This is a genomic window from Mycobacterium sp. IS-3022 (genome assembly GCF_001500065.1).
Lineage (GTDB): Bacteria > Actinomycetota > Actinomycetes > Mycobacteriales > Mycobacteriaceae > Mycobacterium.
Genome location: NZ_LQIN01000008.1, coordinates 71,260 through 87,710, shown reverse-complemented (window position 1 = coordinate 87,710; position 16,451 = coordinate 71,260). Strand labels below are relative to the sequence as shown.

The following is a 16,451-nucleotide window of genomic DNA, read 5'->3' as shown; positions in this document are numbered from 1 at the left end:
CCGCGCTGCGCTTCCTTACAGGGTTCGCGCATGTAGTAACACTCGATGGTCTACTCGCGGAATCCGTAGTAATCTGCATCACAGGTTGAGGTCACAGCCAACTGCAGAGGTCATCGGGGTTTGAACTCCTGACGTGCGGCTTGGAGAAACAGTAAGGCGCCCTGACGGCATCCGCGGTTTCATATGCGTCTCGACAACAGGAGTGCACCGTGTCCGCTGTAGGAACCTGCAGGGTGTTCCGGCCGGATCCCCGGTCGTTCGATCGGTGCGAACACCACCACCGCGCCAGCTTCTCGGCGTCTCACCGGAAAGGTTCGACGGTCCTCGTGACGGTCGATGGAGAGCTCGATGCGACCAACAGCCGCGCCCTCGCCGGATACGTGGAAGGACAGATCGCGGGCACCAGACGCCTGGTGATCGACCTTCGGCTCGTTGACTTCTTCGGCACGGCGGGATTCGCCGCCTTGCACTACATCAACGTGATCTGTTCGCGGTCCGGGATCGACTGGGAGGTGCGCTGCGGCAGGCAGGTGCGCCGGCTGCTGGCCATCTGCGATCCCGCGGGCGAGCTGCCGCTCGACAAGCCGCGCTCACTGCTCGACGAGGTGGGCGCAGGCGCGGGCGATCGCCAGCTCCTCATCAGTGGGAACCACTAGCACCGTCGTCGGAGAACTGTCGGCCGAGATGCGCCGGGCCGTCTTTTCGGGGCTCGCGTTGAGCCGTTCGTCGAGTTCGATTCCCAACGGCGCCAGCCCGCTCAGCGCGTCGCGGCGTACCGCCGCATCGTTTTCGCCGACTCCCGCCGTGAGCGTGATGACGTCGGCGGAGCCCAGCAACGCCAGATACGCGCCGATGTACTTGCGCAGCCGGTGGATATACACGTCGTAAGCCAATTGTGCTGCGGCATCCCCGGATTCGATGCGCTGGTGAAGGACCCGGAAGTCGATTTCGCCGCCGAGCCCACGTACGCCGGAGCGGCGGTTGAGCATCTCCTCGATGTCCTCGACGCCCATGTTCGCGGTGCGCCACAGATACACCAGCACCCCGGGATCGATGTCTCCGGACCGGGTGCCCATCACCAGCCCCTCCATCGGAGTCAATCCCATGGAGGTGTCCACCGGGCGTCCACCGACGATGGCCGATGCCGATGCGCCGTTGCCCAGGTGCAACACGATCTGGCGCAGTGAGTCCAGCGGCTTCCCCAGATACGCGGCGGCCTGTTCGCTGACGTACTGGTGCGACGTGCCGTGAAAGCCGTATCGACGGACGTGCCACTGCGCGGCGACGTCACGGTCGATCGCGTATGTCGCGGCCGCAGGCGGTAGATCGTGGAAGAACGCGGTGTCGAAGACCGCGACGTGGGGCAGGTCGGGCAGCGCCTTGCGCGCCTCCTCGATACCCAACAGCGCGGGCGGATTGTGCAGGGGCGCAAGGGCGGACAATTCGTCGATCTTGGCGACCAGCGCGTCGTCGATGAGCGTCGGCTGATAGATGTCCGGACCACCGTGCACGACCCGGTGGCCGACGGCGACGAGCCCGAGCGTGTCGAGCCGCTGCCCCGACTGCGCCATCTGGTGGAACGCCGTCTGCAGCGCCTCGGCATGGTCACGGACCTGTCCCTCACCGATCCGCTCGACGATGCCGTCCACCACCATGCTCTCCGAATCGGGTTCGACGACAGCATATTTGAGCGACGACGAACCCGAGTTGAGCACCAGCACGCTGCGGGGCATCAGAGTTTCTGCGCCTGGATGGCCGTGATCGCCACGGTGTTGACGATGTCCTCCACCAACGCCCCGCGGGATAGGTCGTTGACGGGCTTCTTCAGCCCCTGCAGCACCGGTCCGATCGCGATCGCGCCCGCGCTGCGCTGCACCGCCTTGTAGGTGTTGTTGCCGGTGTTGAGGTCGGGGAAGATCAGCACCGTCGCGCGGCCGGCCACCTTCGAGTCCGGCATCTTGGACTTCGCCACCGAGGGTTCCACCGCGGCGTCGTACTGAATCGGCCCGTCGACGAGCAGATCCGGCTCGCGTGCGATGACCAGTTCGGTTGCCGCCCTGACCTTCTCGACCTCCGCGCCCGCTCCGCTGGTGCCCGTCGAGTAGGACAGCATCGCGACCCGCGGTTCGATTCCGAAGCTGGCCGCGGTGCGTGCCGAGGAGATCGCGATGTCGGCCAGTTGCTCCGAGGTCGGGTCAGGGACGATCGCGCAGTCACCGTAGGCCAGTACCCGGTCGGCCAGGCACATCAGGAAGATGCTCGACACGGTCTCGACGTCGGGCAGCGTCTTGATGATCTCGAACGCCGGCCGCACCGTGTGCGCGGTGGTGTGCCGCGCTCCGGAGACCATGCCGTCGACCATGTCGTTGTACACCAGCATGGTGCCGAAATACGAGACGTCGTGGATGGTCTCGCGGGCCTGTTCGACGGTGACGCCCTTGTGCTTTCGCAGTTCGGCGTACTGTTCGGCGAACTTGTCACACAAGTCGCTGGTCTGCGGGTTGAGCACCGTGGCACCGGAGATGTCGACGCCCAGTTCGGCGGCGCGGGGCCGGATCTGTGATTCGTCGCCGAGGATCGTCAGCTCGGCGACGCCGCGGTGCAGTAGTCGGCCCGCCGCGGTCAGGATGCGGTCGTCGTCCCCCTCCGGCAGCACGATGTGTTTACGGTCGGACCGGGCCCAGTCCAGCAACTGGTAGGTGAACATCTGCGGAGTGACGACCGCCGGGATCGGGATCGCCAGCTGGGCAAGCAGTTCCGCGATGTCGACGTGGGACTCCATCAGCGCCAGTGCCGTGTCGATCTTGCGCACCGAGGTCGCCGTCACCCGGCCGCGCGCCGACGCCACCCGGCTCGCCGTCTCGAATGTTCGAAACCTGGTGGCGATGATCGGTAACCGCAACCCCAGCCCCGACACCAGCGCGGCGATCGCCGGATGCAGTTCCAGGCCACCGTTGAGAATGATGCAGGACAGTGACGGAAAGCCCTCGGCGGCATGGGCACTCGCCAAGGCGAGCACGACGTCGGACCGGTCACCCGCCGCAATCACGGCGACGCCCTCGGTGAGTCGCTCGAGTACGCGTTCGGCGGTCATGCCTGCGACCATCAGATCCATCGCCTCACGCGACAGCAGCGCCGGATCACCGCTGAGCAGCGTGCCTTCCACGGCCTGCTGCAGTTCGGCGACCGAGGGCGCGACCAGCAGCGGCTCCTCCGGCAGCGCGTAGCACTTGGGCTCGAAGCGTTTCAGCGCGTCGGTCACCGCGGACAGTTGAGCGGGATCGCAGCGGTTGGCGACGACGGCCGCGGTGTGCGCGTGCTGGGCGGCGATCTCGCCGAGGCAGATGTCGACGATGTGGGCGACCTGCTCGGGAGTGCGATCCTTGGCTTTCACCGCCAGCACCACCGGGGCGCCGAGGTTGGCCGCGATCCGCGCGTTGGTCGACAGCTCGCTGGGCGCGGCGACGTCGGTGTAGTCGCTACCGACGATCAACACCGCATCGCAGCGGTCGGCCACCCGGTGGTACCGGTCGACGATGTCGGCCAGCGCGCCGTCGGGGTCGTCGTGCAGCCGCTCGTAGCCGACGCCCACGCAGTCGTCGTAGGACAGCCCGGCGGTGCTGTGTTCGAGCAGCAGTTCGAGGATGTAGTCGCGGTCTTCGCCGAGCCGGGTGATCGGCCGGAAGACACCGACTTTGGCCACCGTGGCCGTCAGCCTGTGCAGGATGCCCAGCGCCACCGTCGACTTGCCGGTGTCCCCTTCTGGCGATGCCACGTAGATGGCGGATGAACGCTCGCGCGAAGACAACGGCTCCGAGACGGGGTCGGCGGGCACGCGACCCAGCCTAGGGCAATCTCAGCTGGCGGTCGGGTCCATCGGCACGTCGACGGTGGTCGCGAGTCCGCGGTGGTCGGAACCCGGAAGCGCCACGGTGTAGGCCACCGTCGCCGCACAGTTACGCGTCAGCACGTGGTCGATGCCGATCACCGGCAACCGGAACCGCTTGCTGGGATAGCTGCGGGTCATGCCCGCGCCGGCCTGTTCGGCGGCATCGCGATATCCCTCGGCCAGCAGCGCCCGGAACGGGCGCATGTCGTAGGTGGCGTTCAGGTCGCCGGCGACGACGACCGCGCCGGAACCGGCGTCACGGGCGACGGCCCGCAGCGTCTCGGGCAACCGCGCGATGTCGCCGCTGAACCAGCGCAGCGGCTGCACCCACGGCGCGGCCAGATGCACGGCGAGCACGGTCAGGTCGGTCTGCACCCCGGGCACGCGGACGCGGGCGCGCAGCATCGGCATCTGGTAGCCCGCGACGGAGGCGGAGGCCACGATCGGATGCCGGCTCCACACGCCGATGCCGGCCGCCATCGGGCGCGGGTCGAGCACCCGGTGGCCGAACGCGGCGTCGAGTCCGGCGGCCGACATCGCGGTCGCGACTTCCGGCGTCATCTCCTGTACGACGAGCACATCCGCCGATCCGGTCGCCAGTTCGACGACCGCGCGTGCGTCAGCCCGCCCCATCCCGAGGTTGGCGGTCACCACCCGCAGCGCAACCGAGGGCACCGGGATCTTCTCCGGCCCGAAGTACCGCGGGGCGAGCACGGCAAGCATCGCCAGGCACAGCACCGCGGCCAGGATCGTCGGTACCCACCGGCGCGCGACGGCGAACAGCGCCATGGCCGCGATGCCCGCCGCCGTCAGGTACGGCGCCGCGGCCGCGAGGATCAGCACGACCTCGTGATCGATCGGCAGGTAGCGGGACAGCAGCCCTGCGAGCGCCATCGCGAATGCGAGCGCGCCGAGGACCGTTGCCGGTACTCGAATCATATTGTGCGGGAGGGGTTCTCGACGTGAATCAGCCGAGGCGGCGCAGCCGCGGCTCGAGGTCGCGGCCGAACAGCTCGAGGAACCGGCGCTGATCGTGGCCGGGGGCGTGGAACACCAGGTGGTTCAGCCCCCACTCGACGTACTGGCCGACCTTCTCGACGGCCTCGTCCGGATCCGACGCGACGATCCACCGTTTGGCCACCTGCTCGATTGGCAGTTCGTCGGCGGCCTTCTCCATCTCGATCGGGTCGTCGATGGAGTGCTTCTGCTCCGCGGTCAACGACAGCGGCGCCCAGAACCGGGTGTTCTCCAACGCAAGCTCGGGGTCGGTGTCGTAAGAGATCTTGATCTCGATCATCCGGTCGATGTCGTCGACGTTCCTGCCCGCGGCCGCTGCCCCTTCGGACACGGCGGGGATGAGCTTGTCCTTGTAGAGCTCCTCGCCCTTGCCGCTGGTGCAGATGAACCCGTCGCCCGCGCGGCCCGCGTACTTGGCGACCACCGGTCCGCCCGCCGCGATGTACACCGGGATGCCGCCCTCGGGCACGTCGTAGATCGAGGCGCCCTTCGTGCGGTAGTACTCGCCATCGAAATCGACGCGGTCCCCCAGCCACAACTCGCGCATCAGCTTGACCGACTCCCGCAGCCGCGCGAAGCGCTCCTTGAACTCCGGCCAGTCGCCCTCGTAGCCGGTGGCGATCTCGTTGAGCGCCTCGCCGGTGCCCACGCCGAGGAAGATCCGGTTCGGATACAGACAGCCCATCGTCGCGAAGGCCTGCGCGATCACCGCGGGGTTGTACCGGAACGTCGGGGTCAGCACCGAGGTGCCGAGGATCAGGTTCTTGGTGCGCTCGCCGACCGCGGTCATCCACGCCAGGGAGAACGGTGCGTGCCCGCCCTCGTGGCGCCACGGCTGGAAGTGGTCGCTGACGGTCGCGCTGTCCATGCCGTGCTCTTCGGCGGCCACGGCCAGCTCGACCAGTTCCCGTGGCGCGAACTGCTCCGCCGACGCCTTGTATCCGAGTTTCAAGTCCACACGTCGTTTCTACTCCACCCTCCTAAACTCGCGGCATGGCAGCAGAGCTGAGCGCCATCACCGACAGCGTCCATTTCGCCTACACCGACCTGGTCAACTGGACGCTGGTCACCGACGACACCGGGGTGGTGTTGATCGACACCGGCTTCCCGGGCAACCGCGACGACGTGCTGCGGTCGGTGCGGCAGCTCGGCTTCGACGTCGACGACCTGCGCGCAATTCTGTTGACGCACGCGCACATCGACCACTTCGGCTCGGCGATCTGGTTCGCGAAGACGCACGGCACGCCGGTGTACTGCCACGCCGCCGAGGTCGGACACGCCAAGCGGGAGTATCTCGAGCAGGCGTCGCCGGTCGACATCGCCAAGCACATCTGGCAGCCGCGCTACCTCACGTGGTCGGTGGCGATCACCCGCAAGGGCGGAATGGTGCGCGACGGCATACCCACCGCGCAGGCCGTCACCGAGGAGGTCGCGGCGGGCCTGCCGGGCAAGCCGATGGCGATTCCGACGCCGGGCCACACCGGCGGGCACTGCTCGTTTCTCGTCGACGGTGTGCTGGTGAGCGGCGACGCGTTGGTCACCGGTCACCCGCTGCTGTCGCACGACGGGCCGCAACTGCTGCCGGGCCTGTTCAATCACGACCAGGACGGCTGCGTGCGCAGCCTGGCCGCGCTCGGCCTGCTGGACACCGAGGTGCTGCTGCCGGGGCACGGCCCGGTGTGGCGGGGGTCGATCCGAGAAGCGGCCGAGACCGCCGCGGCCAGGCCTTAGACGATTTTCTGGTAGCCGAGCAGGAAGACGGCGGTCAGGCACAGCCCGCACGCGACCACGATCGTCGGCATCAGGATCATGGCGTCGAGCTCGTCGTCATCGAGCACGTCGCTTTCGAAGCGGCCGAACAGGACCCGCGCCACCCCGGTTCGGCGGAAGGTGTGCACCATGGTGCGGACGGCTTTGCTCTCGCGTCTCCGGCCGATGAACACCCGCGACGCCACCCCGATCAGAAACGTCAGCAGACCGGCCGCAACCAGCAGCCAGCCGACCATCGTCTGCGATAACGCCACAATCACCCCCGGTGTCTGCGACACCTCGATTCAGCTTATCGGCCGGGGCGCAGGTCCTTGGCGAACGCGATCGGATACACCTCGCCGTCGGCGGGGAGCGGCTCGGCGAGGCGCGTGTAGCCCGCGGACAGATACAGCGCCTCGGCTTCCGGCTGGCGGTCGCCGGTCGTCAGGTAGACGCGGGCATAGCCGCGGGCGACTATCTCGCGCTCCAGTTCACCCAGCAGCGCCTTGGCGAAGCCACGCTGCCGATGGTCCCTGTCGGTCCAGATCCGCTTGAGTTCGGCGGTGGCATCGTCGAATCGGCGGAACGCGCCGCCGGTGACGGGTCGTCCGGCGCGCAGGCCGATGAGCAGACCGCCGTGCGGGGCTTCGAACTCGTCGGCGGGATGGCTCCGCAACCACGTCATCACCCGTTGTTCGGTGCCGCCGTAGCGACGGGCGTACTCGACCGCGAGTTCGGCGAGAAGCGGCTCGGCCAGCGGATCGTCCTGACCGACCGACACGAAGCGGAGTTGACGGACTGCGGTGAACTCGGTCACGCGCTTATCCTTCCGCAATGAGGACGGAGCCGAGCGTGTCGGGCCTCGGTGCTGTGTCCAGGAGCGGATCCGAACCCCGATCCTCACCGGCGGCGTGTATGGCCGTAACAACCTGCCCGGTGTCAGCGACGACGACATCCTGAAATCTTGGGAGCAGGCGCGGCCGATGGCGCCGGAGGTGTTCGCCGAACGTGCCCTTCGCCGCGTGCTGCGCAACGACGCGGTCATCATCGTGCCGGGGTGGTGGAAGGCGTGGTGGTATCTGGAACGGCTCTCACCTGCATTGTCATTGCGCTTCGCGAGGCTGCAGCTCAAGCGTGTACGCGAGATGACCGCACTTCCAACGAAAACTTGACAGGTGTAAAGTTCGGCCGCATGGACAACATCAGGGGTAGGACCATTGCGGTCACCGGCGCCGCCCGCGGCATCGGTTACGCCACCGCGAAGGCGCTGCTGGCTCGCGGGGCGCGCGTGGTCATCGGCGATCGCGACGTGGCATTGCAGGAGTCGGCCGTCGCTGCGCTGACCAAGCTCGGCTCGGTCTCCGGCTACCCGCTCGACGTCACGGACCGGCAGTCGTTCGAGACGTTCCTCGACAAGGCCCGCGTCGACGGCGGCGGTCGCATCGACGTGTTGATCAACAATGCCGGCGTGATGCCGATCGGCCCGTTCCTCGAGGAGTCCGAGCAGTCGATCCGGTCGACGCTCGAGGTGAACCTGTACGGCGTGATCACCGGCTGCCAGCTGGTGCTGCCGGAGATGATCGCGCGGCGCAGCGGCCACGTCATCAACATCGCCTCGCTGTCCGGGCTGATCCCGGTGCCGGGTCAGGTGGTCTATGTGGGCGCCAAGTTCGGCGTGGTCGGGTTGACCGCTGCGCTGGCCGACGAGGTCGCACCGCACGGCGTCGACGTGTCGGTGGTCATGCCGCCGTTCACCCGCACCGAGCTGATCTCGGGCACCAAGGAGACGATCGGCACCAAGCCGGTCGAGCCGGAGGAGATCGCCGCAGCGATCGTGAAGACCCTCGACAAGCCGAAGACGCATGTCGCGGTCCCGCCGTTCCTGCGCTTCACCGCCCAGGCCGCGCAGATGCTCGGCCCCCGCGGGCGGCGGTGGATGAACCGCAAGCTCGGGCTGGACAACGTGTTCCTCGAGTTCGACACCACCGCCCGCAAGAACTACGAGGACCGCGCCCGCACCGCGCACGGCGTCGTCGAGGGACAGGCCGACAAGTCCTAACCGGCCGCCTACGCTCGAGATTGCATACACGGTCGTGATTCGGGACGAACAGCCCTGAGTGCAATCTCGCGCGTAGGACCCGCCGCTAAGCGTCTGGAAACCGCGGCGGCGGATCTCCCAGCCGATAGCCCTCGATGACCTCCACACAGTCGAACAGTTCCTCGAGGTCGAACTGGTAGTCGTCCGCAGTTCCCACGAACACCACATGTGCGACGTCCGCGGCGTCCTCAGCGGTCAGCACGATCGTCGTCACGTTGACGAGATCCTCATCGGGCACGTCGGCGTGCGACGGCGGATAGAACCACAACGCCGACTCCTCATCGGAAAGCTCGTCGTCGAACACCCAGCCCCGCTCTGTGATTCGCGCGTCGAAGGCCTCCAGCACCGCCGCCGTCGCGGTCTGCTCGGTCAGCGCGTCCATCACGCCGTCGGGAACCCACCGCTCGTTGCGGGCGGCCTGCCGCTTGCGCCGGCGCGCCTTCTTCGCATCGCTGCGCCTGGACACCTACGCGAGCGCCTGATCCAGATCGTTGAGCAGATCTTCAGTTCCCTCCAGCCCCACCGAGATTCGCACCACACCGTCGCCGAGCCCGATGGCCGCGCGGCCCTCCGGACCCATCGCGCGGTGTGTGGTGGTCGCGGGGTGGGTGATCAAGGACTTGGCGTCGCCCAGATTGTTCGAGATGTCGATGATGCGCAGTTTGTCGAGCACCTCGAACGCCCGCTCCTTGCTGCCACCCTTGAGCTCGAACGTGACCACCGTTCCGCCCCCGGTCATCTGGCGCTTGGCCAGGTCGTACTGCGGATGGGATTCCAGGAACGGATAACGCACCCAGCTGACCGACGGGTGCTTCTCCAGGAACTCGGCGATCCGCTGCGCCGACGCATTCTGGTAGTCCACCCGAACCGCCATCGTCTCAAGGCCTTTGAGCAGCGTCCACGCGTTGAACGGGCTCAGCGCGGGCCCGGTGTGGCGCATCAGCTTCTGCACCGGCTCGTCGATGTATTCCTTGTCGCCCAGGATCGCGCCGCCGAGCACACGCCCCTGCCCGTCGATGTGCTTGGTGCCGGAGTACACGACGACGTCGGCCCCCAGCGGGAAACCCTGCTGCAGGATCGGCGTCGCGAACACGTTGTCCAGCACGACTTTTGCGTCCGCGGCATGGGCGAGGTCGCATACCGCGGCGATGTCCACCAGTTGCTGCATCGGGTTGGACGGCGTCTCGAAGAACACCGCCGCCGTCGGCACCGAGAGCGCCTCTTCCCACTGCGACAGGTCGTCGCCGTCGACGAACACCGTCTCCACACCCCAGCGCGGCAGGATCTCGTTGCAGACGACGAAGCATGACCCGAACAGGCTGCGCGCGGCGACCAGCCGGTCACCGGCCGCGAGCAGCGCCCCCAGCGACGTGAACACGGCGGCCATCCCCGACGCGGTCGCGAAACAGGCAGGCGCGCCTTCGATCAGCCGCAAGCGCTCCTCGAACATCGAGATCGTCGGGTTGCCGTAGCGGGAGTACACATAGCGGTCGCTTTCCCCGGTGAACGCCCTCTCGGCCTCGGCAGCGGATGCGTAGACGTACCCCGAGGTGAGGAACAATCCCTCGGCGGTCTCTTCGAACTCCGACCGCAAGAGCCCGCCGCGCACGCCGACGGTGGCCTGGCTGACGCCCTCGGGCAGTTCCGCGGGTGTTCGGACGGACGGCACGGGGTTCTCCGGGCCAGAAGTCATGACTGCTTCCAGGGCAGGCCGACGGCCTTCCACCCGGTGCGGCCGCGATGGCGATTCTCGTCGAGGTTGCCCTCGAAGCCGTCGAGCACGTTGTACGACGGCGCGATGCCCGCCTCGGTGGCGGCCTCGGCGGCGCCGATCGACCGGTTACCGGACCGACACAGGAACACCACCGGCCTTTCCCCGGGGGTGATTCCTGCCGACTTCAGCTCTTCGACGAACGACTCGTTGTGCGTGCCGTCGACGCGATTCCATTCGATGAACACGACATCGCGCTGCAGCGAGGACAGGTCGGGCACGCCGACGAAGCGCCACTCGGCGTCGGTGCGGCAGTCCACCAGCACGGCGTCGGGGGTGCCGGCCAGCAGCGACCATGCCTCCTCGGGCGTGATGTCTCCGGCATAACTCACGATCGTTGAGTGTCCCACAGCTACTCGGGTCCGGGGGAACAGACCTTCCAGGCGTCGCCGTCGCGCACGAAGGTCATCTCGACCGCCTTCTTGTCGTCCGGGGCCTTGTCGAAGTGATACGTCACGGTGGCGGTCGCGCTGTCCCCGTCGATCTTCACATCGGTGACGTCGTCGACGAACCGCTCACCGCGCTGGTCAACCGAATTGCGTTGCGCTGCGAGCACTTCCGTTTCAGTACCGGCGTGGGCCGGACACGTGTAGCCGCGGAAGTCGGAGTAGTTCTGCCGCTGCAGCGCGTCGTTCTGTCCGACCGCGGCCCGGGCGACCTGCTGATCGGCGGGCGGCTCGTCGTCCTTGAACAGATTCAGCAGGCCGATTGCGATCACCACGAGCACAAAGATCGTGAGCGCGATCAGGAACGGTGCCGCGGTCGATCGGTCACCGGGCTCCGGCTCGGGGTCTGGCGTGGCGTCTGTCACGAGCTACCAGAGCCGGCGCAGTGCGGCGGTGACGCGCCGGGCGCGGTCGCGGGCGACGATCGGATCGGGCGCGGTGGCCAGCGCCACCGCGAGTCGCCGCCTGGCCTCGGTCTCGTCCGGACGGTTGAACAGCCGAGCGTCGCTCTCGGCGACGGTGAGCGCGTCGGCGAGCACCGCCTGGGGGTCGCCCACGATCGCCGGGTTCGCCTCCGCCCCGGCGTAGCTGACCTCCGCGGCGGCCGGCGAGATCATGATGGTGTCGACGGGCAGCCCCAGGATCGCGCGGGCATGCAACTCGAACTCCGAGAGTCGCTGCGAGCGCAGCGTGACCAGGCCGCTGTCGTGCGGTCGCGGGCGCACGTTGTCGAAATAGACTTCGTCACCGCTGACCAGCAGCTCGACGCCGAACACGCCGCGGCCGCCGAGCGAGTTCACGATGCGCGCGCCGATGGACTTCGCGGCGTCCAGCGCGGCCGGCGCCAGCCGCTGCGGCTGCCACGACTCGAGCAGATCGCCGTCCGCCTGGCGGTGCCCGATCGGCTCGCAGAAGTGCACCGCGGGACCCGTCGGCCCGACGGTGCGGATCGTCAACAGCGTGACCTCGAAGTCGACCTCCACCACGGACTCGACCATCACCCGGTTGTGCGGCATCCGGCCGGCGGCGACGGCGCGCTGCCAGGCGGGTTCGACATCCTCGGGACGGACCAGCACCGACTCGCCTTCGCCGGGCGCCGAGGCGATCGGCTTGACGACCAACGGAAAACCGGCGTGCTGCGCGATCGCGGTCAGTTCCTCGGTCGACCCCGCGAACCAGAACGGCGCGGTGGGCAACCCGAGCTCGTCGGCGGCCAACCTGCGCAGTCCCTCCCGATCCAGCGACAGCCGGGTGCTGCGGGGGGTGGGGAACACCTCGACCTCGCCGCGTTCGGCGACCGTGATCAGCGCATCGGCCGCGATCAGGCCCGCCTCGGCCACGAGGTAACGCGGGTTCTCCTTCTCGATCAGCGCGGACAGCACCTCGGCGTCGTTCATCTTGGCGACGATCGGGCGGTCGGCCACCCCGTGCGCGGGGGCGTCGGCGTAGCGGTCGACCGCGATGACCTCGGCGCCGAGCCGCTGGAATGCCAGCGCCAACTCCCGGCTCAGTTCGCCCGAGCCGAGCAGCATCACCGAGGACGGACCGGACATCCCGGCGGCAGGTTCCGGTCCGGTCACCGCCTCGCCGGCGTCGAGCGGCGTCTGGTTGTCAGGGGTGTCACTCATCGCGCGTCCAGCCTGCCAGACGTCGACTCAGTTCGAGAGAGCAGACTCCTCGAGCTGCCCGCGGAATTGGCGCATGGCGTCGATGAGGGCGGTGAACGTGCGGTGCGCCGCGGCCAGCTCGGCATCGGACAGCCCGGCCAGCGCGTCGTGCGTGCGTTCGGCCAGCGGCGTGAAAAACCCTCGTGCGACGTCCATTCCGTGATCAGCCACCCGAAGGATCACCTTGCGGCGGTCGAGGGGGTCGGACTCCCGCCGGAAGTGTCCGGACGCGATCATCCGCTCGACGAGGTAGGTGATCGCCGCGGCCGACATGCCCATCCGCTTGCGCAGGTCCCCGGCCGTCAACGGCGACCCCTGCGTCTCTGCGACCATCACATACAGCAGAGCGCGAAAATCGTTGGCGGCGACGTCGTGTCGGCTCGCGAACAGCCTGCCGATGCCGTCGGATTCGGCGTTGATCGCCCGCACATCGGCGGCGATCGTCGCCTCGAGCGCGTCGCGGTCCTCCGGCACGACCGAAAGCATAGGCCGTTTGCCTGATCGTTAAGTATCTGAAATATTCGTCGTCATGTCCCGGCGCATCTCCTGGGTACTCGCGGTTCTCGTCGTGCTGGTCTCCGGCGCCCTGATGGCGCTCGTCGGCAGCGACGACTCGAGCGCGCGGTCGCCGGTACCCGTACCCGAGTCAGCCGAGTCGGCGCGCGTCGACGCGCTGCGGGCGCAGTTCCCGGGCGGCGACCGCGTCCCGGCGATAGTCGTGATCACCCGCGGCGACGGCGCGCCGCTGCGCCCGGACGACGTCGCCGCCGTCAAGCAGAGGTGGCCCGCAGCCCAGGTGTCGGCCGACGGCGTGGCCGCGCTCGCGGTCGTGCCGTTGGACGCCGACCTGACGGGATTCGCCCTCACCGACGAGGTCGAGAAGCTGCGTGCGACGGCCGCCGACGGCCTGCCCGCAGACCTGCGCAGCGAAATCACCGGTGGCCCGGCGTTCGGCGCCGACATCGCGGACTCGTTCTCCGGAGCCAACTTCACACTGTTGGCCGTCACCGCGGCCGTAGTGGCGCTGCTGCTGATCATCACCTACCGCTCCCCCGTGCTGTGGCTGGTGCCGCTGGCGGTGATCGGCTTCGCCGACCGGGTGGCAGCGGTGCTGGGCAGCGCGGTCGCTCAGGCCTTCGGCATGACCCCGGACGGTTCGACGTCGGGCATCACCAGCGTGCTGGTCTTCGGCGCGGGCACCAACTACGCGCTGCTGCTCATCTCGCGGTATCGCGAGGAACTGGGCCGCACGACGAACCACCGCGACGCGCTGGGCACCGCGGTGCGCCGGGCCGGTCCGGCGATCGTCGCCAGCAATGCCACCGTGGTGCTGGCCCTGCTCACGCTGGTGTTCGCGTCCTCGCCGAGTGTGCGCAGCCTCGGCGTGCAGGCCGCTGCCGGCCTGATCGTTGCCGCGGTGTTCGTGATGCTGGTCTTGCCGCCACTGCTGAGCGTGTTCGGCAAGCGGTTGTTCTGGCCGTTCGTCCCCGCTGTCGGCGCCGAACCCCTCACCGACAGCGGCGTCTGGCACCGCATCGCCGAGGCGGTGGCTCGCAGGCCCGGACGCGTCGCCGCGGTGACGGTGGCCGCCCTGGCGGTGCTGTCCCTCGGGATCTCGACCACCCCGGTCGGGCTGTCGCAGACCGAGCAGTTCCGGGTGCAGGCCGAATCGGTCAGCGCATACGAGACGCTGGCCGACCACTTCCCCAGCGGCCTCACCGACCCGACGCGCGTCATCGCGGCGGCGGACCGCGCCGCCGCGGTGCAGCGCGCGATCACCGAAACCGCCGGCGTGGTCTCGGCGCACCCGGCCGGACAGAGTCCCGGCGGACTCACCCAGTGGTCGGTGGTGCTCGACGCCGAGCCGGCTTCGGACCGTGCCTTCGAAACCATTGACGCACTGCGCAATTCAGTGCGCGGCGTCGATCCTGAAGCCCTGGTCGGCGGCTCCGATGCCACCGCGCGCGACGCCAGCGCCGCCGCCTCCCGCGACCGGCTGGTGGTGATACCGGCCATCCTGGTCGTGGTGCTGGCGGTGCTGTACGTGTTGCTCCGCACAGCGCTGGCGCCGCTGATCCTGGTGGCGGTGACCGTGTTGAGCGCGCTGGCCGCGCTGGGCCTGGGCGGCTGGGCCAGCGTTCACCTGTTCGGCTTCCCCGCGCTGGACAACACCGCGCCGCTGTTCGCGTTCCTGTTCCTGGTGGCGCTCGGCGTGGACTACACGATCTTCTTGGTGACCCGGGCCCGCGAGGAGACTCCCGAACACGGCACGCGCGACGGGATCGTCCGCGCGGTGTCGGCCACCGGCGCGGTGATCACCAGCGCGGGCATCGTGCTGGCCGCGGTGTTCTGCGTGCTCGGCGTGCTGCCGCTGATCGTGCTGACACAGGTCGGCATCATCGTCGGCCTTGGCATCCTGCTCGACACGTTCGTGGTGCGCACGGTGATCATCCCGGCGCTGTTCACGCTCATCGGGCCGCGCATCTGGTGGCCCGCGCTGCAGGGCCGGTTCGCCGAAACCGACGTTTCGGTCGATTAGTGCGAGTGAAAGCGACCATAACGTCGGTCTCGGCGACGGCCGCGCGCCTGTAACGTCGTGTCATGACGCAAGCGCCCGAACGGCCGCCTCTGCACATGCGTCGTGACGCCTTCGCCCCGACGCCGGAGTTGGGCGAGATCCGCGAGACCACCGGCGTGCGCACCGTGTCCAATGCCTTCGGCATGACGATCTACCTGATCACGCGGCACGACGATGTCAAAGAGGTGCTCTCGGATCACGAGCGGTTCTCCAACGGCCGCCCGCCGGGCTTCGTCCTTCCCGGCGCACCAACGCTTTCCGACGACGAGCTCGCCCGCTCCCGGGCGGGCAACCTGCTCGCGCTGGACCCGCCCGAACACCAGCGGCTGCGGCGCATGCTCACCCCCGAGTTCACGATCCGGCGGATGAAGCGGCTGGAGCCGCGCATCGTCGAGATCGTGGACGCGCAGCTGGACCTGATGGAAAGTGCCGGTGCGCCCGCCGATCTGGTCGAGCACTTCGCGCTGCCGGTCCCGTCGCTGGTGATCTGCGAGCTGCTCGGGGTGCCGTACGAGGACCGCGACGACTTCCAGCACCGCAGCGCCCGCCAGCTCGATCTGTCTCTGCCGGTCGCCGAGCGGTTCGAGTTGCAGCGGGCCGGCCGCGCGTACATGCGGTCCCTGGTCGAGCGCGCGCGCCGGGAGCCGGGCGACGACATCCTCGGCATGCTGGTGCGCGAACACGGAACCGAGCTCACCGACGACGAGCTCGTCGGCATCGCCGGGCTGTTGCTGCTGGCGGGCCATGAGACCACGTCGAACATGCTGGGCCTCGGCACCCTCGCGCTGCTGCGACATCCCGAACAGCTCGCCGAGGTGCGCGACAATCCCGACGCGGTCGGCCCCGCGGTCGAGGAGCTGCTGCGCTGGCCGTCCATCGTGCACACCGCAATCCCGCGGATGACCACCACCGACGTCGAGATCGCGGGAGTCCGGATCCCGGCTGGACAACTGGTGTTCGTATCGCTGCCGTCCGGTAACCGTGATCCCGACTTCATCGACGCCCCCGACGTTCTGGACATCGGCCGCGGCGCCGCCGGGCATCTGGCGTTCGGCCACGGCGTCCACCACTGCCTTGGCGCGCCGCTGGCCCGGATGGAGATGCGGGTGGCGTTTCCCGCTGTGCTGCAACGCTTCCCGGCGCTGCGGCTGGCCGAGGATTTCGCCGATGTGCAGTTCCGGTCATTCCATTTCATCTACGGTTTGAAGTCGTTGTCAGTCGACTGGAGGTGACGGC

Annotated in this window: 18 protein-coding genes; 6 read left to right on the top strand and 12 right to left on the bottom strand. The window is 68.5% G+C overall.

Translation table 11 applies throughout. The features are described 5' to 3' along the window. Positions 1-209: 209 nt before the first annotated feature. Positions 210-656, top strand: coding sequence for an STAS domain-containing protein (locus tag AU188_RS08075; RefSeq protein WP_059099289.1), 447 nt, complete (start codon positions 210-212; stop codon positions 654-656). Here AU188_RS08075 and AU188_RS08070 read toward each other — a convergent pair. The 4 genes from AU188_RS08070 to fgd are packed head-to-tail and all read right to left on the bottom strand — an operon-like array spanning position 591 to position 5,864. Then, positions 591-1,733, bottom strand: coding sequence for an acetate kinase (locus AU188_RS08070; RefSeq protein WP_059163211.1), 1,143 nt, complete (start codon positions 1,731-1,733; stop codon positions 591-593). The genes AU188_RS08075 and AU188_RS08070 overlap by 66 nt on opposite strands. Next, on the bottom strand, positions 1,733-3,835 hold the full coding sequence (gene pta / locus AU188_RS08065; protein WP_286137354.1) for a phosphate acetyltransferase: 2,103 nt from the start codon (positions 3,833-3,835) through the stop codon (positions 1,733-1,735). Before pta ends, AU188_RS08070 begins: the two co-directional genes overlap by 1 nt. Before the next feature lie 21 nt (positions 3,836-3,856). Then, positions 3,857-4,828, bottom strand: coding sequence for an endonuclease/exonuclease/phosphatase family protein (locus AU188_RS08060; RefSeq protein WP_059163210.1), 972 nt, complete (start codon positions 4,826-4,828; stop codon positions 3,857-3,859). A gap of 28 nt (positions 4,829-4,856) precedes the next feature. Then, positions 4,857-5,864, bottom strand: coding sequence for a glucose-6-phosphate dehydrogenase (coenzyme-F420) (fgd, locus tag AU188_RS08055; protein ID WP_059163209.1), 1,008 nt, complete (start codon positions 5,862-5,864; stop codon positions 4,857-4,859). Between the two features lie 35 nt (positions 5,865-5,899). Between fgd and AU188_RS08050 the strand changes: the two genes are divergently transcribed. Continuing rightward, positions 5,900-6,637, top strand: a complete 738-nt coding sequence (locus AU188_RS08050; RefSeq protein ID WP_059163208.1) for an MBL fold metallo-hydrolase — start codon at positions 5,900-5,902, stop codon at positions 6,635-6,637. On the opposite strand, the gene AU188_RS08045 is transcribed toward AU188_RS08050, so the two are convergent. Together AU188_RS08045 and AU188_RS08040 are read right to left on the bottom strand one after the other, a co-directional pair. Next, complete coding sequence (locus AU188_RS08045) at positions 6,634-6,912, bottom strand: hypothetical protein (protein ID WP_059099330.1); 279 nt, start codon at positions 6,910-6,912, stop codon at positions 6,634-6,636. The genes AU188_RS08050 and AU188_RS08045 overlap by 4 nt on opposite strands. A gap of 53 nt (positions 6,913-6,965) precedes the next feature. Beyond that, the gene (locus AU188_RS08040; protein WP_059163207.1) at positions 6,966-7,472 is read right to left on the bottom strand and encodes a GNAT family N-acetyltransferase; all 507 of its coding nucleotides are present in this window, start codon (positions 7,470-7,472) and stop codon (positions 6,966-6,968) included. On the opposite strand from AU188_RS08040, the gene AU188_RS25710 reads away from it, so the two are divergent. Continuing rightward, positions 7,459-7,827 (top strand): SDR family oxidoreductase, encoded by a 369-nt coding sequence (locus AU188_RS25710; protein ID WP_059163206.1) that lies wholly within the window; start codon positions 7,459-7,461, stop codon positions 7,825-7,827. The genes AU188_RS08040 and AU188_RS25710 overlap by 14 nt on opposite strands. A gap of 20 nt (positions 7,828-7,847) precedes the next feature. Beyond that, positions 7,848-8,714, top strand: coding sequence for an SDR family oxidoreductase (locus AU188_RS08030; protein ID WP_059163205.1), 867 nt, complete (start codon positions 7,848-7,850; stop codon positions 8,712-8,714). A gap of 85 nt (positions 8,715-8,799) precedes the next feature. Here AU188_RS08030 and AU188_RS08025 read toward each other — a convergent pair whose 3' ends face one another. From AU188_RS08025 to AU188_RS08000, 6 genes are all read right to left on the bottom strand, one after another. Further along, positions 8,800-9,219: a hypothetical protein gene (locus tag AU188_RS08025; RefSeq protein ID WP_059163204.1), complete on the bottom strand. Its 420-nt coding sequence runs from the start codon at positions 9,217-9,219 to the stop codon at positions 8,800-8,802. After that, positions 9,220-10,446, bottom strand: a complete 1,227-nt coding sequence (locus AU188_RS08020) for an O-succinylhomoserine sulfhydrylase (protein WP_059163203.1) — start codon at positions 10,444-10,446, stop codon at positions 9,220-9,222. After that, positions 10,443-10,856: a rhodanese-like domain-containing protein gene (locus tag AU188_RS08015; protein ID WP_059163241.1), complete on the bottom strand. Its 414-nt coding sequence runs from the start codon at positions 10,854-10,856 to the stop codon at positions 10,443-10,445. The genes AU188_RS08020 and AU188_RS08015 overlap by 4 nt, the downstream gene beginning before the upstream one ends. Before the next feature lie 20 nt (positions 10,857-10,876). Further along, a complete protein-coding gene (locus tag AU188_RS08010; protein ID WP_059163202.1) occupies positions 10,877-11,335 on the bottom strand; it encodes an Rv0361 family membrane protein in 459 nt (152 codons plus the stop codon). 3 nt (positions 11,336-11,338) lie between these two features. Continuing rightward, positions 11,339-12,523 carry a formate-dependent phosphoribosylglycinamide formyltransferase gene (purT, locus tag AU188_RS08005; protein ID WP_502687594.1) on the bottom strand — a complete coding sequence of 395 codons (1,185 nt, stop codon included), beginning with the start codon at positions 12,521-12,523 and terminating at the stop codon, positions 11,339-11,341. A 102-nt stretch (positions 12,524-12,625) separates the two neighbouring features. Beyond that, complete coding sequence (locus AU188_RS08000) at positions 12,626-13,111, bottom strand: MarR family winged helix-turn-helix transcriptional regulator (protein WP_286137353.1); 486 nt, start codon at positions 13,109-13,111, stop codon at positions 12,626-12,628. A gap of 55 nt (positions 13,112-13,166) precedes the next feature. On the opposite strand from AU188_RS08000, the gene AU188_RS07995 reads away from it, so the two are divergent. Together AU188_RS07995 and AU188_RS07990 are read left to right on the top strand one after the other, a co-directional pair. Continuing rightward, the gene (locus AU188_RS07995; RefSeq protein ID WP_059163199.1) at positions 13,167-15,176 is read left to right on the top strand and encodes an MMPL family transporter; all 2,010 of its coding nucleotides are present in this window, start codon (positions 13,167-13,169) and stop codon (positions 15,174-15,176) included. Positions 15,177-15,238: 62 nt separating this feature from the next. After that, positions 15,239-16,447: a cytochrome P450 gene (locus AU188_RS07990; RefSeq protein ID WP_059163198.1), complete on the top strand. Its 1,209-nt coding sequence runs from the start codon at positions 15,239-15,241 to the stop codon at positions 16,445-16,447. Positions 16,448-16,451 lie beyond the last annotated feature (4 nt).

What these genes read in the sequence shown, in the direction of transcription:
- AU188_RS08020 (WP_059163203.1), bottom strand. Translation starts at nt 10,446, where the DNA reads ATGACTTCTGGCCCGGAGAACCCCGTGCCGTCCGTCCGAACACCCGCG.
- AU188_RS08060 (WP_059163210.1), bottom strand. Translation starts at nt 4,828, where the DNA reads ATGATTCGAGTACCGGCAACGGTCCTCGGCGCGCTCGCATTCGCGATG.
- purT (WP_502687594.1), bottom strand. Translation starts at nt 12,523, where the DNA reads ATGTCCGGTCCGTCCTCGGTGATGCTGCTCGGCTCGGGCGAACTGAGC.
- AU188_RS08070 (WP_059163211.1), bottom strand. Translation starts at nt 1,733, where the DNA reads ATGCCCCGCAGCGTGCTGGTGCTCAACTCGGGTTCGTCGTCGCTCAAA.
- AU188_RS08045 (WP_059099330.1), bottom strand. Translation starts at nt 6,912, where the DNA reads ATGGTCGGCTGGCTGCTGGTTGCGGCCGGTCTGCTGACGTTTCTGATC.
- AU188_RS08030 (WP_059163205.1), top strand. Translation starts at nt 7,848, where the DNA reads ATGGACAACATCAGGGGTAGGACCATTGCGGTCACCGGCGCCGCCCGC.
- AU188_RS08050 (WP_059163208.1), top strand. Translation starts at nt 5,900, where the DNA reads ATGGCAGCAGAGCTGAGCGCCATCACCGACAGCGTCCATTTCGCCTAC.
- AU188_RS07990 (WP_059163198.1), top strand. Translation starts at nt 15,239, where the DNA reads ATGACGCAAGCGCCCGAACGGCCGCCTCTGCACATGCGTCGTGACGCC.
- AU188_RS07995 (WP_059163199.1), top strand. Translation starts at nt 13,167, where the DNA reads ATGTCCCGGCGCATCTCCTGGGTACTCGCGGTTCTCGTCGTGCTGGTC.